This is a genomic window from Bacillus sp. FCW2 (genome assembly GCF_021228595.1).
Taxonomy (GTDB): domain Bacteria; phylum Bacillota; class Bacilli; order Bacillales; family Bacillaceae; genus Bacillus; species Bacillus velezensis.
This window is the reverse complement of the sequence record NZ_CP089436.1, coordinates 3,360,454-3,385,877: the sequence shown is the minus strand read 5'-3', so window position 1 is coordinate 3,385,877 and position 25,424 is coordinate 3,360,454. Positions and strand designations below refer to the sequence as shown.

At 51.1% G+C, this 25,424-nt stretch carries 24 protein-coding genes and 1 other annotated feature (1 of these 25 running past the window's edge); of the genes, 5 read left to right on the top strand and 19 right to left on the bottom strand.

Annotated features, from left to right (window positions below; translation table 11 throughout):
* Positions 1–220 (bottom strand) — a binding site (T-box leader); it reaches 21 nt to the left of the window's first position.
* Between the two features lie 91 nt (positions 221–311).
* On the bottom strand, positions 312–470 hold the full coding sequence (locus K3G25_RS16855) for a hypothetical protein (protein WP_014418916.1): 159 nt from the start codon (positions 468–470) through the stop codon (positions 312–314).
* A 151-nt stretch (positions 471–621) separates the two neighbouring features.
* Between K3G25_RS16855 and K3G25_RS16850 the strand changes: the two genes are divergently transcribed.
* The 3 genes from K3G25_RS16850 to K3G25_RS16840 all read left to right on the top strand — a co-directional run bounded on the left by K3G25_RS16850 (position 622) and on the right by K3G25_RS16840 (position 4,563).
* Complete coding sequence (locus K3G25_RS16850) at positions 622–1,479, top strand: MurR/RpiR family transcriptional regulator (protein ID WP_017418881.1); 858 nt, start codon at positions 622–624, stop codon at positions 1,477–1,479.
* A 184-nt stretch (positions 1,480–1,663) separates the two neighbouring features.
* Complete coding sequence (gntK, locus tag K3G25_RS16845) at positions 1,664–3,208, top strand: gluconokinase (RefSeq protein WP_029973560.1); 1,545 nt, start codon at positions 1,664–1,666, stop codon at positions 3,206–3,208.
* 26 nt (positions 3,209–3,234) lie between these two features.
* Complete coding sequence (locus tag K3G25_RS16840; protein ID WP_014418918.1) at positions 3,235–4,563, top strand: GntP family permease; 1,329 nt, start codon at positions 3,235–3,237, stop codon at positions 4,561–4,563.
* Between the two features lie 35 nt (positions 4,564–4,598).
* Here K3G25_RS16840 and K3G25_RS16835 read toward each other — a convergent pair whose 3' ends face one another.
* The 5 genes from K3G25_RS16835 to K3G25_RS16815 form a co-directional block, all read right to left on the bottom strand.
* Entirely contained in the window at positions 4,599–5,321 is a 723-nt protein-coding gene (locus K3G25_RS16835) for a LutC/YkgG family protein (RefSeq protein WP_021495223.1), read from the bottom strand.
* Complete coding sequence (locus K3G25_RS16830) at positions 5,321–6,751, bottom strand: LutB/LldF family L-lactate oxidation iron-sulfur protein (RefSeq protein ID WP_007407375.1); 1,431 nt, start codon at positions 6,749–6,751, stop codon at positions 5,321–5,323. The genes K3G25_RS16835 and K3G25_RS16830 overlap by 1 nt, the downstream gene beginning before the upstream one ends.
* 27 nt (positions 6,752–6,778) lie before the next feature.
* Positions 6,779–7,495, bottom strand: coding sequence for a (Fe-S)-binding protein (locus K3G25_RS16825; RefSeq protein ID WP_014418920.1), 717 nt, complete (start codon positions 7,493–7,495; stop codon positions 6,779–6,781).
* A 181-nt stretch (positions 7,496–7,676) separates the two neighbouring features.
* Complete coding sequence (locus K3G25_RS16820) at positions 7,677–8,867, bottom strand: aminotransferase-like domain-containing protein (RefSeq protein WP_207169013.1); 1,191 nt, start codon at positions 8,865–8,867, stop codon at positions 7,677–7,679.
* 30 nt (positions 8,868–8,897) lie between these two features.
* The gene (locus tag K3G25_RS16815) at positions 8,898–9,617 is read right to left on the bottom strand and encodes an L-lactate utilization/bacilysin biosynthesis transcriptional regulator LutR (protein ID WP_021495225.1); all 720 of its coding nucleotides are present in this window, start codon (positions 9,615–9,617) and stop codon (positions 8,898–8,900) included.
* 205 nt (positions 9,618–9,822) lie between these two features.
* Here K3G25_RS16815 and lutP point away from each other — a divergent pair, with 205 nt between their 5' ends.
* Entirely contained in the window at positions 9,823–11,499 is a 1,677-nt protein-coding gene (lutP, locus tag K3G25_RS16810; protein ID WP_021495226.1) for an L-lactate permease LutP, read from the top strand.
* A gap of 37 nt (positions 11,500–11,536) precedes the next feature.
* On the opposite strand, the gene rpoN is transcribed toward lutP, so the two are convergent.
* Complete coding sequence (gene rpoN, locus K3G25_RS16805; RefSeq protein WP_032863924.1) at positions 11,537–12,847, bottom strand: RNA polymerase factor sigma-54; 1,311 nt, start codon at positions 12,845–12,847, stop codon at positions 11,537–11,539.
* A gap of 77 nt (positions 12,848–12,924) precedes the next feature.
* On the opposite strand from rpoN, the gene yvfG reads away from it, so the two are divergent.
* On the top strand, positions 12,925–13,143 hold the full coding sequence (gene yvfG / locus K3G25_RS16800; RefSeq protein WP_003151570.1) for a protein YvfG: 219 nt from the start codon (positions 12,925–12,927) through the stop codon (positions 13,141–13,143).
* A gap of 13 nt (positions 13,144–13,156) precedes the next feature.
* On the opposite strand, the gene K3G25_RS16795 is transcribed toward yvfG, so the two are convergent.
* From K3G25_RS16795 to K3G25_RS16740, 12 genes are read right to left on the bottom strand one after another with little or no spacing between them, the layout of a single operon-like run.
* On the bottom strand, positions 13,157–14,122 hold the full coding sequence (locus K3G25_RS16795) for a polysaccharide pyruvyl transferase family protein (protein ID WP_022553815.1): 966 nt from the start codon (positions 14,120–14,122) through the stop codon (positions 13,157–13,159).
* A complete protein-coding gene (locus K3G25_RS16790) occupies positions 14,101–15,273 on the bottom strand; it encodes an aminotransferase class I/II-fold pyridoxal phosphate-dependent enzyme (RefSeq protein WP_014418926.1) in 1,173 nt (390 codons plus the stop codon). The genes K3G25_RS16795 and K3G25_RS16790 overlap by 22 nt, the downstream gene beginning before the upstream one ends.
* Positions 15,274–15,277: 4 nt before the next feature.
* Positions 15,278–15,925, bottom strand: coding sequence for an acetyltransferase (locus K3G25_RS16785; protein WP_094296307.1), 648 nt, complete (start codon positions 15,923–15,925; stop codon positions 15,278–15,280).
* The gene (locus tag K3G25_RS16780) at positions 15,922–16,530 is read right to left on the bottom strand and encodes a sugar transferase (RefSeq protein WP_007407383.1); all 609 of its coding nucleotides are present in this window, start codon (positions 16,528–16,530) and stop codon (positions 15,922–15,924) included. Before K3G25_RS16780 ends, K3G25_RS16785 begins: the two co-directional genes overlap by 4 nt.
* Positions 16,527–18,044, bottom strand: a complete 1,518-nt coding sequence (locus tag K3G25_RS16775) for an MATE family efflux transporter (RefSeq protein ID WP_137987886.1) — start codon at positions 18,042–18,044, stop codon at positions 16,527–16,529. Before K3G25_RS16775 ends, K3G25_RS16780 begins: the two co-directional genes overlap by 4 nt.
* Complete coding sequence (locus tag K3G25_RS16770; RefSeq protein ID WP_232489423.1) at positions 18,041–19,075, bottom strand: glycosyltransferase; 1,035 nt, start codon at positions 19,073–19,075, stop codon at positions 18,041–18,043. The genes K3G25_RS16775 and K3G25_RS16770 overlap by 4 nt, the downstream gene beginning before the upstream one ends.
* Positions 19,072–20,148, bottom strand: a complete 1,077-nt coding sequence (locus K3G25_RS16765) for a polysaccharide pyruvyl transferase family protein (protein ID WP_063636468.1) — start codon at positions 20,146–20,148, stop codon at positions 19,072–19,074. Before K3G25_RS16765 ends, K3G25_RS16770 begins: the two co-directional genes overlap by 4 nt.
* A gap of 4 nt (positions 20,149–20,152) precedes the next feature.
* Positions 20,153–21,190 carry a glycosyltransferase family 2 protein gene (locus K3G25_RS16760; protein ID WP_017418868.1) on the bottom strand — a complete coding sequence of 346 codons (1,038 nt, stop codon included), beginning with the start codon at positions 21,188–21,190 and terminating at the stop codon, positions 20,153–20,155.
* 18 nt (positions 21,191–21,208) lie between these two features.
* The gene (locus K3G25_RS16755; protein ID WP_174747328.1) at positions 21,209–22,312 is read right to left on the bottom strand and encodes a biofilm exopolysaccharide biosynthesis protein EpsG; all 1,104 of its coding nucleotides are present in this window, start codon (positions 22,310–22,312) and stop codon (positions 21,209–21,211) included.
* A 3-nt stretch (positions 22,313–22,315) separates the two neighbouring features.
* Entirely contained in the window at positions 22,316–23,452 is a 1,137-nt protein-coding gene (locus K3G25_RS16750) for a glycosyltransferase family 1 protein (protein ID WP_232489422.1), read from the bottom strand.
* Positions 23,445–24,287 carry a glycosyltransferase EpsE gene (locus K3G25_RS16745; protein ID WP_232489421.1) on the bottom strand — a complete coding sequence of 281 codons (843 nt, stop codon included), beginning with the start codon at positions 24,285–24,287 and terminating at the stop codon, positions 23,445–23,447. Before K3G25_RS16745 ends, K3G25_RS16750 begins: the two co-directional genes overlap by 8 nt.
* Complete coding sequence (locus K3G25_RS16740) at positions 24,284–25,423, bottom strand: glycosyltransferase family 4 protein (RefSeq protein WP_014418934.1); 1,140 nt, start codon at positions 25,421–25,423, stop codon at positions 24,284–24,286. Before K3G25_RS16740 ends, K3G25_RS16745 begins: the two co-directional genes overlap by 4 nt.
* Between the last annotated feature and the right edge of the window lies 1 nt (position 25,424).

Sequence of the window (25,424 nt, the reverse complement as noted above, 5' to 3'; positions counted from 1 at the left end):
GCAGCCGCGGTACCACTCTTGTTGATCCCGAAATATCCGGAATCCAGCTTAAAAACCTTTTAACGAAGGTCAGCCGTTAGGACATAGGGAATATTCCGACAATTCCGTTCCGCCCTGCCACTTCCGGGCGAGTTCAAAGAACAATCAGTCCGCGTTGCACCAACCCGCGGCTCTCTTTTTCTGACTGGATTCTTTTACTGCTCCCGTTCACAGTGTTTTATGTTAAATGAATCTCTTGAGTTTTTATTTTCTGAATATAGTATCATAATATACAGTCTTCTATTTTCAAAGTCAATACTAATTTTTGCCGCCTATTGTCCTACCCGGTGATTCGGAAATTTCAGCTGAAATCCGGACACAAGGCTTTGCTTTCCGGGCGCCGCGCTTTCCGCTTTCACCTTTGTGTTTGCGTATAAAAACAGCGCAAGCGCAATGCCGAATGATATGACGAGAATCCATACTTTTTTCATTCAGGTGCCTCCTCACTTTCTATCATCGGCGGCTTTTTCTCTTTTTTTATATACAAAATTGAAAAAACAATTTTAAAATTCTGTTTTCCTTATATTGAAACTTGCTTTATCATAAAAGTATGCGTTTACATTCAAGTAGGGAGGTTATAGCATGACCCCTGTGAATTCAAGCAGCATCGGGAAGATTCAGGCGGCCAGCAAAGGTTTGTCGCCAAAATTGAGAGCGATTGCAGACCATATCGTGAAGGAACCGAAAGACGTGGTTCACCTTTCCATCATTCAGCTGGCGGAAAAAACGAAAAGCTCTGAAGCGACGATTTTCAGGCTGTGCAAACGGCTCGGTTTTTCCGGCTATCAGGATTTAAAAATCGCGCTTGCTCAGGAGATCGTTCAGGAGCCGGTGCAGCACATTCATGAAGAAATGAGCCCCGACGACGATATCGAAGTCATCATCCAGAAAGTTTTCCGCACAAACATTTCCGGTCTGACCGATACCTTTCATTTATTAGATCCGGCCGACGTTGAAAAAGCGGTAGAAATGATCCACCGCGCAGACAGAATCGAATTTTACGGAAACGGCGGTTCCGGGCTGATCGCCACTGACGCGTATCATAAATTTATGCGTACGGGTATAAATTGCATCGCGCACACAGATTCTCACTTTCAGGCGATGTCAGCGGGTCTTCTCGGTCCCGAAAGCGCAGTCATCGGCATTTCTCATTCGGGAAGCAATAAGGACGTGCTTGACGCGGTGAAAATGGCCAAATCGCTCGGCGCTGGCACGATCGGCATTACAAGCTACCAAAAGTCGCCGCTCACCCAGATTTCCGACGTGGTGCTGTATACGTCAACAAGGGAGACGGCTTTCAGAACGGAAGCAATGTCCGCAAGGCTTGCCCAGCTGTCGGTCATTGATACACTGTATTTCGCCACGGCCCGGCTGCGGCAGGAGAAAACGCTCGCCAACTTGCAGCAAATCAGAAAAATGATCGCGCACAAACGTTTGTAATCGCTTTCTGAATATTTATTTTTCAAAAGAGAGAATGCCGATACAGCGGGAATTGAGGCAATTTTATGAAAAAAATTTTCTTCTTCATCGTTGATTTATAAAAAAATTATTCCTATAATTGACTTTGTAAGGGCATACATTATCAATCTATCTTATTATTCAATCAGATTAGGCGGGATATATTATGAAGGAAACCCAAGCTGTTATCGGTCTGGATATCGGCACAACCAGTACGAAAGCCGTTCTGTTCGGACCAAGAGGCAAAGTGTTAGCCAAGCATTCGGTTCACTATGATTTAATACAGCCAAAGCCGGCATGGGCCGAGCAGGATCCTGAGCACATTTTGGAAGCGGTTATCGGAAGCATCAGGGGAGCCGTCACAAAGGCCGGACTGAGTCCTGACAATCTGCTTGCAATCGGCATCAGCACCGCCATGCACTCATTGATAGCTGTCGATCAAAACGGCGGCCTGCTGACCAAAAGCATCATTTGGGCGGACAACCGCAGCGCCGAGCAATCAAAACGGATTTTAAAAGAGATGAACGGTTTTGATATTTATAAAAGAACGGGTACGCCGATTCACCCGATGTCTCCGCTTTCCAAAATTGTCTGGATGAAAGAACAGGACAAGGAGACATTCGCGAAAACCGCCAAATTCATCAGTATGAAAGAATATATTCTGCACGAGTTTTTCGGAACTTATGTCGTCGATTATTCGATCGCTTCGGCAACGGGGCTGTTCCGTTTAGATACGCTTTCCTGGGATGAAGAAGCGCTCCGGATTGCCGGAATCCGGGAAGATCAGCTGTCGGACATCGTGCCGACCACTCATCAGCTGCGCGGCCTTGCGCCGGAAATCGCTGCACGGATGGGCATTCATGCGGATACACCGTTTATTATCGGCGCAAATGACGGCGTGCTCGCCAACCTTGGAGTCGGCGCGATCGGCAAAGGCGAAGTGGCCGTTACGATCGGAACGAGCGGAGCCGTGCGTTCGGTGACGGATGCGCCGATTATGGATGAAAAAGCGCGGACATTCTGTTACGCGCTGACTGACAAGCATTGGGTCATCGGAGGCCCGACGAATAACGGAGGCATTATGCTGCGCTGGCTTCGAGACGAATTCGCTTCTCCGGAAGTCGAAACGGCGAAGCGGCTCGGCATTGATCCGTACGATTTAATGATTGATATCGCTGATAAAGTGCCCGCAGGCTCTGAGGGATTGCTGTTTCTGCCGTTTTTATCAGGGGAGCGCGCGCCGTTTTGGAATCCGAATGCCCGCGGAACGTTTTTCGGCATCAGCCTCCGCCATAAACGGGAGCATTTTATCAGAGCGGTGCTGGAAGGCGTCATCATGAGCGTCTTTTCAATCGGTGTCGCACTGAGAGATTTGGCGGGCCCCGCAAAAGACGTGCGGGCTTCAGGAGGATTTGCGAGATCGCCGCTTTGGAGGCAGATTTTGTCCGATACGATGGGACGGGAAGTCCTCGTTCCGGAAAGTTACGAAGCCTCGGCGCTCGGAGCGGCCGTTCTCGCTTTGCACAGCCTTGGCGAAATGGAACGGATCGAGGATGTTCAGGACTGGATCAGAATTTCTCACCGTCATGAACCGAACGTCAAAAACAGCGAAACATATATTGAGCTGTTTTACTTATACGAGCGGCTGTATGACAAGCTCAAAGATGAATTTGACGTCATCAGTGAATTTCAGCTCAAACAAAGCCGTTAATTCTTCTTTGAAAGGGTGAAAAGGTCATGTTACTGTTTATTGTCATTGCCGCTATTATCGTTTTACTCTTATTGATTACGGTCGCTAAATTAAATCCGTTTATCAGTCTTTTGATTACATCCATCCTTGTCGGTTTCGCAACGGGCATGAATCTGCCGGACATTATCGCTTCGATGAAAACCGGGCTCGGCAATACGCTGTCGCTGCTTGCGATCGTGCTGGCCCTCGGTACGATGCTCGGAAAAATGATGGCTGAATCAGGCGGTGCGGAGCGTATCGCCCACACCCTGATCGGCCGCTTCGGCAAAAAGAAAGTGCATTGGGCGATGATGGCCGTCGCTTTTATCGTCGGCATCCCGGTCTTTTTCCAGGTCGGTTTCGTCCTGCTCGTGCCGCTTTTGTTTACGATTGCGATTGAAACCGGCGTTTCATTAGTGACGATCGGGATTCCGCTCCTTGCGGGACTTTCCGTCGTGCACGGATTGGTTCCGCCCCACCCGGCGGCGATGGCGGCTGTCGGCATTTATCACGCCAATGTCGGAAAAACGATTTTGTTTTCTTTAATCGTCGGCATTCCGACTGCCATCATCGCGGGGCCGCTTTACGGAAAATGGATTGGTAAGCGCATTCATAAACCCGTTCCCGAACTGTTGAAAAAACAATTTATTGAACGGAATGAAAAACGCAAGCTTCCGGGATTCGCAAATACATTGTTTACGATATTGGTACCGGTGATCCTGATGCTTATGGCAACGCTTGCCGAAATTGCGCTTCCGGAAAAAAGCGCGCTCTATGAAACTTTTAAATTTATCGGCGACCCTGTCACGGCGCTTTTGATCGCCACGGTGTACTCCTTTTTCAGCCTTGGTTTTTATCAGGGCTTTGACAGAGAAAGCATTTTAAAATTCAGCAATGACTGTCTCGGACCGATCGCTTCCATTCTGCTTGTGATCGGAGCCGGCGGCGCTTTTAACAACGTCCTGATTGATTCAGGCGTCGGCACGTATATTGCTGACATTGCGAAGCATTCAAGCTTCTCTCCCGTTCTTTTAAGCTGGACGATCGCAGCGGTCATCCGTGTCGCCACAGGTTCAGCGACTGTCGCCATGATGACGGCGGCCGGCATTGTTGCACCGATTGCATCTGTCATGCCGGGCGTCAGCAGTGAACTTCTCGTTTTGGCAACGGGAGCGGGCTCTTTGATTCTGTCACATGTCAATGACTCCGGTTTCTGGCTCATTAAAGAGTATTTCGGAATGACGGTCAAAGAAACGTTCCTGACATGGACGGCGATGGAAACGATTATTTCTGTCAGTGCGATCTGTTTTATCATGATCATTAACGCGTTTATATAAAAACAAACCCCGGCCGCAAACCGGGGTTTGTTTTTTTATCGGTCATTCACAAGGATATAAGCGGCTTTAACGGGTCCGTGGACGCCGACAACCAAATCCATTTCGATATCGGCCGAGTTGCTCGGTCCAGTAATATAGTTGATGCAGGAAGGAACGGTGACGCCGTCTCTGATCTGCTGTTTCAGTATATCGCTGGCCTGTGTCATTCTCGGCACAATGGAAGATTTCGGGATGATTGCGATATAGGTGGTCGGAAGCAGGCTGACAGAACGGCCGGCATGCTCTGACGCATACAAAACGACGGTGGCTGATTCCGCAAGCGTGATCTCGCTGAATGTAATGCCCACATTCGCTTGTTCCGCTTTTTCAATATTTTTCGCTCCTTGTTCCGCGTCCCATTCCCAAACGGGAATCCCTTCATCCGGCCACTCTTCTGTCATAAGGGTCTGCAAGCCGTACGTTTCAAACCGGCTGTCCTTCGGAATGATGACAGGCCCTCCTTCAAAGCGGTTCACCTGCGTGCGCAAAGCGTCGTAAAGCCCGGCTGCATCCGTTTCGATCAGTTCGGTATGAATGTTGACGCAGTGGTCTTTCAGCATCGTAACAAGATCGTCTTCCGTACAGTCCGCATGCGTTTGATATTGAGGCTGATACTTCCATTCAGGCAGGGACACGCCTGATTTTCTGCGCTCTCTGCCCAGATTTTCGGCGATCCGGTTTAAAAAGGATTCCTGATGTGTAACCGTCCCTTTCATCATCATTCTTCCCCCTTTTGTTTTTCCCGGTCTTTAAACCAATCTCTGAATCTCGATTTATGCGGCGCCGGGAAATCCCGTATTGCCGTCCATTCTTTTAACGGCCCCGGCCCTTTTGATATTTTGTCATCTTCCGTAAACGGCGTCATGGCGGCAGGCGCCCATTTCGATCCCATTTTATAAAGGGACGGGGATGACGAGCCGAGCCCGAAGGCTTTCATCGCCAGTTTTTCGCTGATCGGCGCTTTGCCCTCTTTTTCCACGATGTTCTGCCGATGCTTGAGCAGCAGCTCGTGCAGCGGAATTTTAACGGGACATGCTTCCGTACAGGCCGCACATAAGGAAGATGCGTACGGGAGCTCCTTGTATTCGTCATATCCGCCGAGAAGAGGCGATAAGACGGCGCCGATCGGACCCGAATAGATGGACCCGTACGAGTGTCCGCCGACATGCCGGTACACCGGACAGACGTTGATGCAGGCGGCGCAGCGGATACATTGCAGCACCGATTGGAATTCCGTGCCGAGTATGCGGGAACGCCCGTTGTCCACAACCACAAGGTGGAATTCCTCAGGCCCGTCAGCTTCTCCTTGCTGACGAGGTCCCGTCAGCGCCGTAATGTAACTTGTAAGCCGCTGGCCGACCGCGCTTCTCGTCAGCATGCTGACAAGCACTTCAAACTCAGAAAATGACGGAACGATCCGCTCCATTCCCATCACGGTGATCTGCGTCTTCGGCAGCGCGGATACAAGGCGGCCGTTTCCTTCGTTCGTCACGAGACTGACCGATCCGGTATCCGCGATCGCAAAGTTGCAGCCTGTAATGCCGACATCCGCTTCGAGAAATTTTTTCCGGAGAACGCTGCGCGCGTGCATGACGAGCTCTTCCGGTTTTTCCGTCTGTTTGTATTCGAGTCTCTCTTTAAACACGTCACGGATCTGCTCTTTGTTTTTGTGAAGAGCGGGAGCAACGATATGTGACGGCGGATCGTGGTCGTCAATCTGGAGAATGTATTCGCCGAGATCCGTTTCTGTGACTTCACAGCCCTCTTCCTCAAGCACTTCGTTCATATTGATTTCTTCTGTCACCATGGATTTGGATTTTACGATTTTTTTGGCGTTTTTCTGCCGGATGACATCGCGGATATAGGAGGACGCTTCTTCCGCCGTTTCGGCGAAAAAGACATGTCCGCCTCTGTTGGCGACGTTTTCGGCGAGCTGTTCCAAATAGAAATCAAGATTGTCCAGCACATGCTGTCTGATTTCTTCCGCATGGGAACGCCAATCCTCCCAGTTTCCCAATTCTTCGGCCGCCTGAAGCCTTCTTGTCCTGAGCCGTTCCTGCGCTCCGGAGACGGCTCCTCTCATAAACTCATTATCTATTCCTTCTGATACCCGCTCTTTAAAAGCGGCGGTACCGATTTTCATCGCCATGATTTTCCCCCCTTGTTGTTTCCCGTGTTATCTGCTGTTCAGCACTTCGGCGATGTGCATGACTCTGACGTTTTTATCCTTACGGTCAAGACGCCCGCCGATATTCATCAGACAGCCGCAATCCGCCCCGATCAGCACTTCGGCCTCCGTGTCTTCCACGCAGGCGACCTTCTCATCCACCATTTGTTCAGAGATTTGCGCCATTTTCACAGAAAACGTTCCTCCGAATCCGCAGCATTGGTGCTTTCCGGGAAGCGCGGTCAGCTCGAGCCCCTTGACATGGCGCAAAAGCTTCATCGGCTCCTCCGACACGCCGAGCAGCCTCGTCATGTGGCACGATGTATGGACTGTCGCTTTTTTTTGCAGCACCGCCCCGACATCCTCCACCCCGAGAACGTTGACGATAAAATCTGTTAACTCATATGTTTTGTCCGCAAGCTGCTGCGCTTTTGCCGCCCACTTCGGATCGTCCTGAAACAGATGCGGATATTCACGGAACATCGTCGTACAGGAACCTGACGGACTGACAACGTACTCCGCTTCTTCAAACGCGGCAATCATCCGCTTCATCGCTTTTTTCGCATCCGTCACATACCCGCTGTTGTATGCGGGCTGCCCGCAGCAAATCTGCCCCTCGGGAAAATCCACCTCACACCCGAGCCGTTCCAGCACCTCAACCGTCGCCTTTCCGACATTGGTCTGGAACATATCCACAAGGCACGTGACAAATAATGAGACTTTCATGATGAACCCCTCTTTCATCCTCAATATGTGATCCGGTCATCTGATGACCTGTTTTTAGGAAAGCTCTATGAATATCCTACACTATTCTGAATATGGATTGGAAGGTTTTTCTGAAAAATCCTTTCGCCTGATGTGCTGAAGGGGACAAAAAAAGAGAAGCCCGAAAGCTCCTCATGCTGCTCTACACCCCGTTTTCCAGCAGACGTCCCAGTTTTTGCACACCCTCTTTTATCGCGGCTTTACCGGCATAACTGAACGACAGGCGAAGATATTCGGCACCGTCTTCCTGATGCAGAAAAAAATATTTACCGGGTACATAGGAAACGCCGTGAGAAAGAGCCCTCGCCAGCATTGCGGATGTATCCGCCCCAGGCGCTTTCACCCATACAAAGTAACCGCCTTCAGGCACGTGCCAGGATGCGGATTCCGGAAGATATCGCGCTGATGCGGCGAGCAAAACGTCACGTTTGCTTCGATATGCTTCCCGCAAGGCGGCGAGCCGTTCTTCCACATTCGTTTGTTCCAGATAGACGGCGGTCACCGCTTGGGAAAACGGGTGGCCTAAGTCTTTTTTTAACCATGACAATGCCGTGATGAATGCGGCGTTCCCTGCAATCCAGCCGATCCTCATACCCGGGGCGATGACTTTTGATAATGAACCGGCGTACAGCACCCGGCCGTTTTGATCCATGGCTTTCAAAGGCGGCGGAATATCGGTGAATCCGAGCTCACCGTATGCATCATCCTCCAAGATGAGAAAATCATACGCTTCGGCAAGCTGAAGCAGGCGGGTTCTCCGCTTCGCTGACATTACGGTTCCCGCAGGATTCTGAAAAGCGGGTATCGTGTAGAGAAGACGGGGAATCAGAAGCCCTTTTCGTTTTCTTTCCTCAAGCATGAACGCTAATGTTTCTGTTTGCAGGCCCTCTTGATCTGTCGGAATGCTCATGATATGCGGTGTGTAATTTTTAAAAATCTCGAGCGCTTCCATATAGACCGGAGCTTCAACGGCAGCGGCGGTTTGTTCATCGAGGAAAACCCGGGCTGCCAGATCTATCGCCTGACAGGCGCCTGACGTCATGAGCAGCTCATCGTCCCGACAGTGAATGCCGCGGGTGGCTAACCGTTCTTGAATCTGCTTTTTTAAAACGGCCGTCCTCGGGCTTCCCATATAATGCAGCGGCAGATCGCGCTCCTCATCCAGAAGGCGGGCGGCGGCTTCTTTCAGCTCCTTATCAGGAACGAGTGCGGGATCGGGATAGCCGGAATGCAGGGGGATGCACGCTTTCGGAACTGCCGGCATCCATTCCCCGGGAGGATCGTTTGTCAGAGCTTTCTTTACATGGTCAGAAAAAAAAGATTCGGCCTGCATGTGATGTTATCCCCTTTCACAAGTCAGCTTCTATACATTTTCTTCAAAATAAGCCCCCAGCACTTCTTCCACATTCGTCAGATGCGCCGTCATCGCCGCTTCCGCTTCATCCGCGTCTCCGGCGGCGACGGCGCTGTAAATGCGTTCATGCTCTTCATACAATCGCTGCACGCTCGTTCGTTTAGAAAACAGCCAAATTTTTCTCGTTTCTCTCATTGTTTCCAAAAGGAGCGCGGAGACATGATTCATGAGATGCTTGAGCAGCCCGTTTTGTGATGCTTCCGCCAGCGCCATGTGAAAGGAAAAATCCGCTTTTTCGCCCAATTCTTCGTCTCCGTCAATGCCTTTCATCTCCAGGAGAGCCTGGCGGATTTTTTGTAAATCGTCTTCGGTGCGTTTTTCAGCGGCCATGGCGGCGACGCCGAGTTCAAGCAGCTTTCTGACTTCGAGCAGCTGTTTGACGTCCTCTTTTTTCATCAAGAGGGCGGAAGAAAGCGGCTGGGAAACATGAGACGGCTCAAATTCTCTTATGTATGTGCCTTCTCCCTGCTTCATGTCGACGAGCCCCATCGCTTTCAAAGCCGACAGCGCTTCTCTGACTGCCGAGCGGCTGACCTGAAAACTCTCAGAAAGCGCCTGAACGGAATCAAGCTTTTCACCCGGCTTAAGCTCGCCCGCTTTTATCTTCTCCAGCAATGCGTCAGCGACTTCCTCGTAGATTTTTTTCGTTTTAATTTGTTTATATTTCAACGCGATCACCCCGTCACTTGTGAATCTTGATGTTTATCGTCTATTATACTTCTTTTTTTGTGCCGCCGACAGGTTCAGACAATTTGTTCAAGAAAAGTATTGTACTTTCAAAACTTTCAAAATATAATGCTAATTAACCCGGTCATCAGATGACCTTATCATAAAAAGTAATCGCTTACATGACATAAGGAGGGGTTTTTTAGGGATGCAATGGACACAGGGGTACGCTCCTTTAGGGGGAAATTTGCTTTTATCGGCAGCTTGCGCGCTCGTGCCGATTATCTTCTTTTTTTGGGCGCTTGCGGTGAAACGGATGAAGGGGTACATCGCGGGGCTTTTCACGTTAGCCGTTTCACTTTTAATCGCTGTATTTGTTTACGGCATGCCGGCGGAAAAAGCGGTGATGTCCGCTTCTCAGGGAGCGGTGTACGGGCTGCTTCCGATCGGCTGGATTATCGTCACATCGGTCTTTCTGTATAAAATCACCGTGAAAACGGGACAGTTTGAGATTATCCGGAGTTCGGTGCTCTCAATTACAGATGATCGGCGTTTGCAGGCGCTGCTCATCGCCTTTTCATTCGGGGCGTTTTTAGAAGGCGCCGCCGGTTTCGGCGCTCCCGTCGCGATCTCGGCCGCTTTGCTCGTCGGACTTGGTTTTCAGCCGCTGTATGCGGCGGGGATTTGCCTGATTGCCAATACGGCGCCCGTTGCCTTCGGCGCGATCGGCATTCCGATTACCGCTGTCGAAGGTCCGACCGGGATACCGGCAATGGAAATTTCTCAAATGGTCGGCCGGCAGCTTCCGTTTTTATCCGTCTTTATTCCGCTTTACTTAATCATTTTGATGAGCGGGTTTAAAAAGGCTTTTGAGATATGGCCGGCCATTCTTGTTTCCGGCGTCTCCTTTGCGGCCGTGCAGTACGCAAGCTCGAATTTTTTAGGGCCTGAGCTGCCGGATGTGCTGTCGGCGCTTGTTTCCATGGCCGCGCTCGCTGTGTTTTTGAAATTTTGGAAACCGAAAACGGCCTTTCGTTTCGCGGCAGAACGGGAATCAGCAGCGGCCGCTGACCGGGCGCCGATCAAGTACGGGGGCGCCGCGGTGTTTAAAGCGTGGTCTCCTTTCCTTCTTCTGACGGCCATGATATCCGTCTGGGGGATTCCCGGCGTGAAGGCTGCCTTAACCGGTCATTACGAAGGAACGTCAATGTGGCTTTCCTGGCTGAATGCAGCCGGGCGTGCATTGACCTTCACGCCTCCCGTACCATTTGTAAATCAGCAGATTCTTCAGGCGGACGGCACGCCGATTGAAGCCGTGTACAAACTTGAGCTTTTCGGTTCAGCGGGAACGGCGATTCTGATTGCCGCCGTCATCTCCAAGTTCGCCCTCGGCATGTCGTGGAAGACATGGGGCGAAGCGTTTATAGAGACGGTGAAAGAGTTAACGCTTCCGGTCGTCACCATTGTTTCTGTTGTCGGCTTTGCTTATGTGACGAATGCTTCCGGCATGAGCACGACACTCGGTCTTGCGCTTGCCATGACAGGCGCGATGTTTACCTTTTTTTCGCCGGTGCTCGGCTGGCTCGGCGTATTTATTACCGGCTCTGATACGTCGGCCAACCTATTGTTCGGCGGATTGCAAAAGGTAACGGCGCTCTCTGTTGGGATGGACCCGGTTCTCTCCGTCGCCGCCAATTCATCGGGCGGTGTCACCGGAAAAATGATTTCTCCGCAATCCATTGCGGTTGCCTGTGCCGCTGTCGGTCTGGCGGGCAAGGAAGCCGATCTTTTCCGCTTTACGATTAAGCACAGTCTGTTTTTGCTTCTGCTCGTCTGTCTTATTACATTTTTACAGCATCATCTGTTTTCATGGATGATCCCGTAACACGGAGAACCTCCCCGGGGTTTGGCTCGGGGAGGTTTCAGCTGTACCGTTTTCTCGCCGATGACGGCGGAATATTTAATTGGTCACGGTATTTGGCGACGGTGCGCCTTGAGATTCGGATGTCATATTGTTCATGCAGCAGATCGGCAAGCTTTTGGTCTGAAAAAGGTTTCTTTTTATCTTCTTTATGGACCAATGCCTCCAGATGCGCTTTTACGGCATAATTGGAGGCGCCGCCGTCCCCCGATGATTCAGCTTTCGCCGAGAAAAATGTTTTCATTTCATACAGTCCGTACGGCGTCTGAACGTACTTCCCTTTGATGGCCCGGCTGATCGTTGATTCGTGGAGCTCCAGCGTTTCCGCCACCTCTCTTAAGGTCAGCGGCTGCATTCCGCTTTTTCCTGTGAGAAAAAAGGATTCCTGCCGTTCAGTCAGGACGCCGATAATTCTCGTGATCGTTTGTTTTCTTTGCGACAAAGCCCGGTTCAGCCAGCGCCATTCCTGATATTTTGCCGACAGATAATTTTTCGTGTCACGGCACCCGGCAGCTGACAAGAGCGGCTGATAATGGGCATGAAGCTGGATGTCAGGAAACGAACGGCTGTTGAGCCGCGCTTGAATGATGCCGTTTTTCACCGTGATGAAAATATCCGGTTCCACGTAAAAACCCGGCTCCTCATGCGCATAACGGAGCCCCGGCCTCGGATCAAGCGCGCTGATCATGTCAGCGATGTCCTGAATGTCTTTAAGCGGAATGCCCGTTTTCGTTGTAAGCGCTTTCCAGTTCTTTCTTGCAAATAGCTCAAAATAGGCGTCGGCAATCCATTCCGCCTGTTCGTTCCGCTCGGGAAGACGGCGGAGCTGAAGAAGGATGCATTCCTGCAAAGACCGGGCGCCGATTCCCGCGGGCTCAAGGGATTGAAGCTTTTTCAGAACCGCTTCCGTCTCCTCTTGTGAAGCGGATACATGGTCGGCGGCAGCTGGTATGTCCTCTTTTAAATATCCGTTTGAATCCAATGAATGTATCAGATAATTGAAAATCTTTTTCTCATCATCGGACAGCTTCATATCTAAGGCTTGCTGTTTGAGCGAATCCTGCAGCGTTTTGCGGGTATGTCTGATCTGCTGGCTTCCGTCCCGTTCTTTCATCCTGTTTTTATTTGTTTTATGGTAAGATAGTGGCGGCGTGTCTGTTTCCTTTCGTTCAATCAGAGGGTTTTCCAGTGAGAGCTCATCAATATATCCGGCCAGTTCCGCGGAATTGTATCCGAGTAATGTGATAGCCTGTTTAAGCTCTTGCGTTAATTGAGGCTTTAACATTTGTGTTTGCTGAAGTTTGATATCCATCATGCTCACTCCCCTTTTTTCATTGTACATGATTGGTTTCATACCGTATATACTTATTAAAAGGAGTTGCTTTATAGATGTCAGAACTTTTTTCTGTTCCTTATTTTATTGAAAACTTTACACAGCACATTGAAATGAATCCGAATGAAGACCGAATTCATGCGATGAACAGCTATTACCGCTCCGTCGTCTCAACCCTTGTTCAGGATCAGCTGACGAAAAACTCGGTTGTGCTCAAAAGAATTCAGCATTTGGATGAGGCGTACAACAAAGTAAAACGCGGAGAAACAAAATAAACCTTCCGCTTATTCAAAGCGGAAGGTTTTCCTTCGTGCCGGCGGTTTCCCCGATCAGACGGACGTCCGGCGCTTCGTGCATCCAGGTGTAATAATAGTTGGCGTTTTTCCCGTATGAATTATCAATGACGGTATTCGGTTTCCCGAGAAGCGAGGACAGGATGTGGCCGTGAAGCCTTGACGTTTCCACCGATTCGTACCTGCTGAAAAACAGAACCGCTTTTTTCGTCAAGAAATCGGAATAGCGTTTCCAAAACCGCGCAATCGGCAGCGGGTTTCCCGCTTTTTTATTCAAAACATTCAGTGTTTGGAAAAAAGCGATTCCCCTGCGGTCGCTTGCTGACAGCACATCCTGCCAGTCGCAGCTTTTAACGGAAGGATTGTTTTGCAGCTTCGGATTGATTTCCCCATCCGTGCGGCTAAAATGAAGCCTGCCGCGTGACGGAGCCGCTGACGCCGCGATCGGATACAGCTGATGGGCCATATCAGGCATAAGCCCGATATGATTCGCCGAAAAAAAGCGTTTCGCGGTCTCGTATGACACACGATCTCTCGTAAACAGGTGGAGATCCTTGTGCTCCGCAAAAAGCGCCGCTGTCTTCCCAAGCCGTGTCTCATCCTGATAATAAATGGATTGCGGCAGGATGACGATCCTGTTTTCCGGAAAGGATTGGACGATTTTTTCCCTGAACGTCTGATAGTACGGATAGAGATCCCCGAAATTTCCGCCACCCTGACAGACGATGATCGTCTTTTTGTCCGCTCGGCGCCCGAATGGAAAATTGTCGGGATTCCAGCGCTGTTTCACGCAGATGCCGTGTGCTTTAAAAAACGCCTCCGTCCCTTTCATTATCAATAAATCCCCTACATTTCCGTAGAGGGGATAGTCGGCATATATGATGTCAGATTGCGGCGGTATAACGCTGAGCAGACCCGTCAGCGTTTCTTTTAATCGGCTCATAACATGGCGGCTGTCCATGTTTTCTCCCCTTTCGTTTCAAACAGTTGCGCAAGTGCGTCAATGACACGCTGCTGATCCTCAGAACACAAGTCAGACCCGGACGGCAGACAGATGCCCCGGCTGAAAAGGTTCTCAGAGACACGCTCATGTTCGCTGTGAGGATAAAAGACGGAAGATGAGAAAAGCGGCTGCGTATGCAGCGGTTTCCACAGCGGCCGGGCCTCAATATTCTGTTCCGCAAGACAGGCGACGGCTTCTTCCGGCGTCACGCCGTTATCAAGCGTCAGAGCCGTCAGCCAGCGGTTTGAAACCGTTCCTTCAAGCTCCGGCATCATGCGGATGCCCGGATACGTTTCCAGCGCTTCCCGATACCTGTGAAAAATTTCTCTCCTCGCCCGGACGCGATCTTCAAGCACTTCCAGCTGCGATATCCCCACGCCCGCGAGAATGTTGCTGAGCCTGTAGTTATAACCGAGCTCGCTGTGCTGGTAATGAACGGCGGCATCTCTCGCCTGAGACGCAAGAAACCTCGCTTTTTCAATCGCGGCTTCATCGTCAGACACGAGCATGCCGCCTCCCGATGTTGTAATGATTTTGTTGCCGTTAAAGGAATAAATACCGAAACGGCCGAACGTGCCGCTCTGCCTGCCTTTATATGTTGATCCTAAGGACTCGGCAGCGTCTTCAATCAGACAGACGCCGTATGCGTCACAAAGGCTCATTAATTCATCCATTTTCGCGCTTTGGCCGTAAAGATTGACGGCGATCACCGCTTTCGGGAGTCTGCCGCGCCGCTTTGCATCCCGCAGCGCCCGCTCAAGCGCATCAGGCGACATATTCCACGTCTCCCATTCCGAATCAATAAAAACGGGCTCAGCCTGCTCATACACAATCGGATTCGCCGTGGCGACAAACGTAAAGGAAGGACAAAATACAGCGTCTCCTTTTTTCACACCCGCAAGCCGCAGGGCAAGATGGATGGCCGCCGTTCCCGAGCTTACGGCCGCCGCGCTTTTCACTCCCGCATATTCCGCGAGCCGCGCTTCAAACGAATTGACGAGCGGACCGAGCGGGGCAATCCAATTGGATCGGAAGGCTTCTGCGATGTATTCCTGTTCTTTTCCGCTCATATGAGGCGGAGACAAATAAATCCGTTTGTTTGTTTGCATGAAATCATCCTTTTTCATTATGGATAGGGGAGATGACGCGGGCCGGAACGCCGACCGCCGTCACATGGCCGGGAAGCCGGCTGATGACCGCAGCCCCCGCGCCGATAACGGACCAAGGGCCGATGTCAATCTGCGGTATGACGGACGCGCCGATTCCGATGTGCGTTCCTTCCCCGACTTTCACTCCGCCGGCAAGCGCCGCGCGCGGTGAAAGATGGACGTAATCTCCGATTGCATTGTCATGATCGGCAACCGCGCCCGTATTGATGATGCAATGGGCGCCGATGTCAGCGCCCGCCTGAATGACGGCGCCCGCCATCACAACCGTTCCGTGTCCGACGGAAGCCGTTTCACTGACGATCGCCCCGGGGTGAATGAGTGCGGCATAATCGTCATCTTCAAGCCCAAGCGTTTCAGCGAACTGCTTTCTGACGCCGTTGCGGCCGATGCATATCGTGAATACGGCCTCGGGGACGAGTTTCCGAAGCATGGGCACGTCTTTCGTCCGGCCCGTATATAAACCGTTCCGAACGGCAAAACCGCTGAATCCGTCATCCAATACGCCCGCAAGCTCCATATCGGAACGGGCCTGCACGATTTCCTTCACGACTTTTCCGTGTCCGCCGTTTCCGATCAGCACGATCTTTTTCACGATGACATATCTCCGCTGCCTGTGAAGCGCTTTGCCGTCACATGGCCGGCTTGGTGTATGCCTTCTGACACGAGAACTTTTTTCACTGTTAAAAGCAGAATCTTTAAGTCGAGAAGAAATGTGCGGTTGTCGACGTACCACACGTCGAGCTTGAATTTTTCCTCCCATGAAATCGCGTTTCTCCCGTTAATCTGCGCCCAGCCCGTAATCCCCGGCTTCACCTCGTGGCGCCGCGCCTGCTCCGCCGTGTAAAGCGGCAGATAATCCATCAGCAAAGGGCGGGGGCCGACCAGACTGATATCTCCTTTGAGCACATTAAAAAGCTGGGGAAGCTCATCGATGCTCAGTTTTCTGATCAGCCTTCCCGTTTTGGTCAGGCGGAGATGATCCGGAAGCAGCACACCGTTTTCATCACGCGCATCCGTCATCGTTCTGAGTTTATACAACGTAAACGGACGCCCGTTATGCCCCGGTCTCGTCTGTTTGAACAATACCGGAGACCCGATGGCGCATCTGACGGCGGCCATGGCGAAGAGAAGGATAACGCTCGCGCCGCACAATAACAACACCGCGGCCGCTATATCAAATACACGTTTCGCCTTCAAATCTGAACAGCTCCTTTCACTTTTCGGCATTTCTGTAAAGCAAGCCGCCTTTCTTCTTTCGTACAAATGAAGAAAAAAGCGAATGCGGCATAGCTTATGCATACGGCAAGCCCCGCGGCGATCAGGCCGGCCCAGCTGTCAAGCGGTGAAAACAGCCGGATACCCCGGCAGACAGCCCAGGCAAATACGGCCGCCGCCAACGGGCCGAACATGCCTTTGTAAAACGCGGTTTTCTGAAAGCCCGTAATATGCGAAACATACAGCGGCGTGAAGACGGCATTTTTCAAAATGAGCGAGACTGCACCGGCGATGGTGATGCCGTACAGCCCGAGATGTGCCGGTCCGCTGAGAACCACGGCCAATATGACATTCAGTCCGCCTAAACATAAAGTAACGACGGCGGGCGTTTTTTGTTTATTAAAAGCCGTCCATACGTAAAAAAGCGGCATGACAGAGAGACTGACCGCCAAATACGCGGCGTGAATGTATAAAAGCGGCGCCGTCTGCACAAACGACGGGCCCAGCCAAATCGCCAGAAACGGTTCGGCGAGCCCTCCTAATAATGCGGCGGGAAGCGCGAGCAGAAGCCCGTTCAGCCGCACGGCCTTATTGGCGTAAGACAGGAGGCCTTCCATATCGCCTTTTGAATAGTAGGAAGTCAAAACCGGCGCAAACAGTGAAGCAAGCGTCCCGGCAAGACTTCTGAGCAGGAGCGGGAATTGAATAATCGCCGCATAGACACCCGCTTCAGACGGCCCCAGCACGAGGTTGGCCGTCATGAGGTCAATCTGCAGAAACAGCAGCACGCCGATCTGGTTGACAGAGCTCCAGGCACCGGCCGAAAACAGCACTTTGCTCGTCTGTAATGACAAGGTTTTACGGCTGAAAGAAAACCAAGGAATCAATTTCTTAAAGAAGAAAAAAGTCAGCACGGCCGCACAGACAGCTCCCGCTAATGCCGAAAGCTGGATCTGCCAGATTTTCGGCGGCAGGCACGTAAACAGAGCGAGCACACACAGCACCCTGACCAGCATTTGCACGGCCTGAATGGAGCTTGTGATATAAAGCTTGTTGGCGAAAAACGGCCCCGTCGCGAACCCCGCCATAAAAAACGTCAGCATAAACAGCACGCTGCCGATCACGATAGAGAGCCTCACATCCGTTAAGAGCCCGGCCGGTACATTCATAATCTTGTCAATAAAAAAAGCCGTCCCGGCGAGCGGCACAGCGAGCAATAGAGATATCACGACAGACGCGGCTAAATAATTGCTTACATACGCATTGGCCTCGTCCCTGTTCCCCCTATGGGCGGCGACGGAGAAAAACCTCACAACGACAGAGCTCAGCGCAACGGTAATTATAGAGAAATAGTTAATGATATTCTGTGTCAGATGGACAAACCCAAAAGCCTCCACACCTAATGTTTTCACAATAAAGGGCGTCATCCACACTGATAAAAACACTGATAGTAAAAACGCCGTCACATTGGCGCCGAAATTAATGGCAAATTTCATGCTCCTTCCGCACTGCCTTTCTCTTTCGATTTCCGTTCGAAAAACGCATGCAGAAGAAGAGGAAGGCGCATTTTGCACAGGCCGAGCACCACGCGCTCCCCCGCCAGCAGCTGTTTATGGCGGCACGGCGTGCTGCGCACCGCCGTTTTTACCATGTCATACGTTAAGATTCTGCCGATGTGCGCCGTAATCTGATGTGACGGCTGCGGGGCGGCGCATGCGTTGGCGATCAGCATCGGAATCTGATGCTTGCACAAATATGTATCGATATCGCTCCGGCAGGCGTCCGTCAGCCCGTTCGCCTCATAAAAAGCCATTTTCGCTTTATATTGCTTTTGCAGTTCTTGATCTAAGTGGGGCTTAAACGGTGTTTCTGTAAGACTTTGCGGATTTTCCCGGTAGATATACAGCCCTTCGTCTATCACTTTGACACGCGCGGCTTGGCGGAACGCTGCCAAGTTAAACGGAGAGTCCTCGGCAAACCAGATATCTTCATGGAACAACAGTCCTTGCAAAGATTCTCGCCGGTATATATAGCGCCACACATACCAAATAAACCGATGTTCGTGCGCGCGGGTCAGCAATGCAGTCATTTCATCCGCTGTGAAGACGCGGCCCGCCGGAATGGACGGCGGCATATATGTTCTTTTCTTAGACGGCGTTTCCTTATAATAGCCGCATCCGGCGATATCCAGCCGGTTCTTCTCTGCTTCTTCATAAAGCCGCTCGAACATCGTTTCCGTCACATAGTCATCGCCGTCCGCAAAACCGATATAACGGCCGCGGGCGGCTTTTATTCCGGCATTGCGGGCCGAGCTGAGGCCGCCGTTTTCTTTATGAATCACCCGGATTCTCGCATCTTCTGCGGCGAATTGTTCAGCAATCCGACCTGATTGATCCGGTGAACCGTCATTGACGAAAATGATTTCGATGTCTCTCAGCGTCTGTTTTGTTAAAGAAACCGCGCATTCTTTAATAAAAGGCTCTGTCTTATACATCGGCACGATCACGCTCACAAGCGGCGCGGTCATTGGGCATCACCGCTGATTTTCGAGCGCAGCCCGGCAAAATAAACACTTCGCAATGAACCGCCTTCCTCATGCTTGCCGCTGAGCAGCCGGTTTACGGCGGACGTTACGGCTTCTGGGTCGGGACGCTCAAGCAATGTCATGTTCGGTATGTTTTTCAGCCATTGATAGCCTTCCATCACCTTATGATCAAACGAACGAATGACGACACAAGGCGTTTTCGTCAGCGCACAAAAAATCATCCCGTGAAGCCTGTCAGTGACGACGGCTTCCGCGCCTTTCAGCGTATTCCAAAGCGCTTCCAGCTCCTTTTCACGTGTATGGCGGCTGACCCTCCGGCCGACCGTCGTGGTAAAGGAATACAGCTCGCCGTACTCTTTTGCCAAAGCTTCTTTTACCATCGTTCTGTCCTCAGCCGTCAGCGCACTCTCCTTATCCTCCCGTAAACAGAGGTAGATCCCTTCCCGCGGGGTGCGCCGCTCGCTTTTATCCAAATATAAGACCATGTCAGGCTGTTTGAGCACTGTTTTTCCGGGAAAATGACGCTTCATCCATTGATACGTCGTCTCATCTCTCGCCATTAACAAAAGGTCGGGATGCGCATTGTACACTTTTCGGGCGCGCTTCAGTTCCTTCCGTCCCTTTTTTGATTCAGAAAAGTGAGCCGTCGCCGGAAGCTGAACGATCCGATATTCCCGGAATGTTTTGATAATAAAGCGGCGCGTCCATTCCTCATACCGGTACAAATCCCCCATGTTCCCGCCGCCGATGATGAATACCATATCATCGGGGTGGCGCTTTTTGATCAGCGCTTTTGCCGATCTGTATATATCCTTCATATCCACCTCGACAATGTCAAAATCGGGATACTCCCGTTCAAGAAACGTTTTGCTTGCGTAGGCGATGGCGTGATCGCCGAGATTATCGTGGGACGGGAGCAGCGTCAGAATGATCTTTTTTCTTGCCGCTGTAAGCCCCGCCCCATCCGCTGCCGTTCCGAAATGAAATTGGGACGGGTATTTGACCTTAAGCAACAGCCATTCCGCGAGATTGATTTTTAAAGATTGTATCGACATGTCTTCACCCTCTGATTTTCATTTTGTACTCAATTGCCCGCTGATACGCGGCTGATGCCAGCGACACGAACGGAATCAGCTTCAGCTTCGCCAAAAGCAGAAGGCATGAGCGTTTGGCGTCAAACGGCGCCGTTCCGGTTTTGGAAAGGCTCAGGCGAAACACGGGATCAGCGCATATCCGGCTGATATTCTTCCACTTCTCAGAAAACCGGCCGCCGTTATTCCGCTTCCATTCATTCAGCAGGCAGACTGTTCCGTGCTGAACGATGAAAAAATCCAGCTCCTGCCGGTATTCCTGTAAGCAGCCGTTTTCACGCAAAAAAGCCTCGTTCAGCCGATAGAGAACGAGACCTGAGTCAAACAGCTTTTTCTGATAGCTTTGCACAATGGAAGTCAAGTGAATCCGATAATGATAGAGCGGCTGATCCACGTACGAGACCGCACCTGCGAAAACATGCGCCCTGAGGCTGAAGTACTGATCCTCCACGTGCTCCAGCTCATCACGAAGCGGAAAGCGCAGCTGATGATGCTCGATTATGGTTCTTTTGTACAGCTTGTTCCATGAAAAACCGCTGACTCTTCCTTCAAATAAATCTTTCAGGTACCGTTGTTTCGGGCGGCCCGCGTACGCTGAAGCGATCGTTGAAACGGCGGTTTTCCCCGTATCCGCGAATTCGGCCGCATATTCGCAAATCACGAGATCCGCCTGATCAGCCTTCGCTTTTTCATACATGCTGAGGCAATAATCAGGTTCAACCCAGTCGTCCGCATCAATAAAAGCGATAAATTCGCCGCGCGCCGCCTCGATTCCCCTGTTGCGGACCGCGCCGAGCCCCCGGTTTTGCTGATGAATGACCCTGATTCTCTCATCCCGCTTCTGATAGGTTTCAAGAATCGCCGGGCTTTGATCCGTTGACCCGTCATTAACGGCCACGATTTCGATATTGGCGAGCGACTGATTGAGCAATGAATCTAAGCATCTTTCTAAATAAGTTTCCGTATTATACACAGCAATTAATAAACTGACCGCGGGTGTTTCCATATAAACCTCCAGTGTCCATTACCGGGAAAAAATCGTTCTGTACGGAAGCACAGACGAATCGACCGGCATAAGCAAGTAACTGTAAAGAAAATAACAGACAATAATGGCGATATAAATCAGCGCATTTGATTTTTCATCAAAAATCCTCACAAAATAAGGGATCAGGATCATTTGGTACAGGCCGAAATATATATTAAACCGGGCAAAAATAACATCCTTTGTCGCCAAAAGACCGAAGAGCAGGCCGAGCAGACAGAAATTCACGATGACATCAATGTCGGGCCAGAACTTCCGCAGCCGCTCCCGATAGCAGAAAGCCAAAAACAGCGGCAGAAGCAGCACCGCGATTTTTACGACGTTCATCCCGTTCGTATTGGTCATCAGCCATTTCTCATAATGGCCGTACGAGCTGTTTTCCAGCACGACGACAAACAGCGAAATGAACTTCTGATACAGAAACGTCATAAGAAGAAACAATGCCGACAGTCCGAAAATCGCGGGCGACCAGGCTCTTTTTCTGACGAGAAAATAAACCGGAATCATAATCAGCGCTGAAGAATGAAAAAGCGAACACAGCAGCACGATTGACATATAACGCTTCCAGCTTCCGCTGATCACGTAGCGGACGGCCCAAAACAAAACGGCCGCCACCATATACTGTCTGATCCCGTTAAAGGAAGCATAATAGTGATACGTGCCCAAAAACAAAAACACACTCAGCTCAAACGGACGGCCGAACTCAACGAGCCCCTTTAAAATAAAGCTGCACGTCACGACCGCCACGGTGAAATACATGATTTGCGGATCTTTCGTGATAAAATTCATGAGCCAGATGAGAGCCGTAAACCCCGGATCAACGGCTGCTTTTTTCGCTCCGAACCCGAAGATCTCCCAAATGCTGCCGTAATTTCCCGCCAGCTTGTACATCAGCGCGTACGTCTGAAAATCAGTCCCGACTCTGTAGCGCAAGCCGGAGACCAATACGAGCGATAGCAGCGGAACGATCATGACGAGCTGATTCGGCCGGTATCCGGTCGAAAGCGATTGATCACGCCCGCCGCACATTTTCGCGAACCATGACCAAATATACACAATTCCCATATTGACTACGTATACAATCATTCGTTACTGTTCCTTTTTCCAATTCATATTGTAAAGCTTCATAACAGCCCCCGCATTTTCTCCCGCGTCATATCCCTGCCGTCTGAGGGTTTCTTTAATGCGCGCCCCGTCAGGCTTTGCCGCCTCTGCTGCCCGTAAAACCGCTGTTGTCCATTGTCGGGGCGGTTCTTTAAGGCTGAGCCTTTTGACCAGCCCGAGCCCGGCATCGGCTTCTTCCGTTATGCCGTCTGATATCACGCACGGCACCCCGGAGGCCTGCGCTTCAACGAGCGTGACGGGCAGCCCTTCATAAAGAGACGGCATGACAAATACATCCAGCGTTTTCAGCAGGGCATGAACGCGGTCTTCTATGCCGATAAAACGCACATCATCATCAAGCCCCAGCTTCGCCGCCAGATTTTCCATGTCGGTGCGAAGCGGACCGTCTCCGGCGAGAATCAGCTGTAAACCGATGCCCCGCTCTTTCATATCAGCGGCCAGCCGGAGCAGAAATTCGTGGTTTTTTTCTTCTGTAAAGCGGCCGATATGGCCGATCACCAAACGGCCGCCTGCAATGCCCCGCTTCCTTTTTTCTGCTTCTGTGTCCGCGCACCCGCCGGCAAATAAATCGAGATCAATGCCGTTCGGCAAAAGATGCACGTCTTTTTCTTTCCCGAATAAGAAACGGCCTGCGTCTTTTCCGCAGGCGCACAGTGCCGTGGCGTTTGCCGTAATCAGCCGTCTGAAAACAAACAGCTGCATCCCGGCAAGCCGCGACGCCCGCCCCCGCCACGACGTACTGTGCGAATGGCAGATCCGCACCGGGACGCCGGCTAAACGAGCGGCAAGCGCGATGAATCCCGACTGAAAATCGGTATGGGCGTGCACGGCGGCAAACGGGCCTTTTTCCTGAATCACCCGCTTGACCTGTTTTACAAATGTAATCGGGTTTGTGCTGCCGATGCTCGGCACATAAAAAAGCCGTCCGCCGAGAGCGAGAATTTCCTCATCATAAGCGCACGGATCGTTCCTATGGGTTAAAAAATCAAACTGCACCTTCGTTCTGTCCATCTTCCGGTACAAATTCATCATCATCGTTTCTGCGCCGCCCCTGTTCATCCCGCTGAAGATGTGCAGCACCCGTATCGGTTTGTCAGTCATGTTCGACAAGCCCTTCTTTTTGGCGGATGTCCCTGTTTTTATGATAACGGTTCATGACCGCGGGCGGCGTAATGGCGCGGATGAGCGGTTTTGCGATATACGCGTAATGGGAAAGCGGCAGCTTCAGCCGTCTGCACGCCTGAAAAACGAGCACCGCATTATCAATGGAATACGTAAACGATCTCCTCTTAAACGCATCACTGTCCTCTCTGACTTTATACAGCGTTTCTTGGAGATTGTACCCCCGGAAACCCGCTTCAAAAAAGCGCAGCCACAAATCGATATCCTCCATCCGCCGCGTCCGCCTGACTGACCGGTAGCCGCCAAGCGCTTTGTACGCTTCAGCCCGCATCATAATGGTGCCGTGGCAGAACGGTGTGCCTTTCGCCATAATTCCCGGTTTCGGCACGGGCGGCAAAAGCCGGGCGCCCCTTACACCGAATTCGTCAAATACGAGCATGCCCGTGCCTACGACTTGATAGTGGGCGTGCTTGTTTAAGAAAGCGGCCTGTTTTTCCAGTCTCCTCGGGTTGGAGATGTCATCACCGTCCTGCCTGGCGATATAATCCCCCGTTGCGTATGTCAGACAGCGGTTAAGCGAAGCGGCAAGCCGTTGATTTGTCTTATTTTGAATCAGCGTAATCCGGTCGCCGTAATGATCCGCGTAACGGCGCGCAATCTGATACGTTCCGTCAGTTGACGCGTCATCACACATGATCAGTTCCCAATTCTTATACGATTGGCTCAGGATGGATTCAATACTCTCCGCTAAAGTCTCTTCGCAATTATAAATTCCCATGATGACGGAAATTTTCGGTTGTGCTCCTGCATTCATACGCTTTTCTCCTTTTTATCCATATAACCGGCGTAAATGTTCGCCATTTCCTTTACCGTACGTGTTTCTGAAAAACATTCCGCCGTCCTGCGCCCTTCTTGTCCCATTGCTTTTCGCAGCCCCGGGGAGCGGTACAGCTTTTCAATCCGATCGGCAAACGCCGCGCTGTCCCCGGCCGGCACGAGAAAACCGTTCACGCCGTCTTCGATGATCTCGCGGTGCCCCCTGTTGTCCGCGGCAACGGCGGGCTTTTCGGCAGCCATTCCTTCAAGCAGATTCATGCCGAGTCCTTCGCGGATGCTTGAGGCGACAGACAGATCAGCAAGCTGAATCAGTTCATGAATATCGCGGCAAAAACCGTAAAACCGCACCATGTCGGATACACCGAGTGATTCAGCCTTTTTTCTGTACGGCTCTTCCATCGCGCCTTCTCCGGCAAATACGAGTTTCAGCTCCGGGATGCGGTTCTTCAGCAGTGCCGCAGTCTCAATGAGAAGTCCCTGGTTTTTATTGCCGTTTAATTCAGCGGGGTATACGAGAATAAATTCCCCGGCGCCGAAGCCGTGTTTTTCTCTCAGACGTTCACTCTCTTCCCGGCTCACAGGGCGAAACCTGTCTGTATTCACCCCGATGCCGTGTATTTTTTTCGCGCTGCAATCTGTTTTTTTCATTTGCTTGGCCCGTTCGTAATCCTCTTCATTAATCGTAATCAGACAATCCGTATAAGAAGAAAGAAATTTTTCGATCGGGTAATAAAGAAGCCAGTTTTTCAGAGGCGCTCCGTCGCAGAAGTGAAAGCCGTGCGCGGTGTACAGCACCTTTGTCCCTTTTTGGCGCGCTTGTCTCGCCGCAAGGCGTGCAAGCACGCCGCCGACCGGCGTATGACAGTGAATCATGTCGTAGCCGTTGTCCTGAATGAGCCGTTTCAGACGCCTGTAAACAGAAAGATTTTCGGGATGAAACGGCGAGCGCCGGATCGGAATGGAAAACTTTTCATCAACGAACGGAAGATTCATATTGCCGCCTGCCGCGACGTGCACCTCCCAGCCCATATCCTGAAACCATTGAAAATACGGAAGATGAAAGGCTTTAAAATGATAATCGACTGTGGCGCAGAATAATACTTTTTTCGTCATC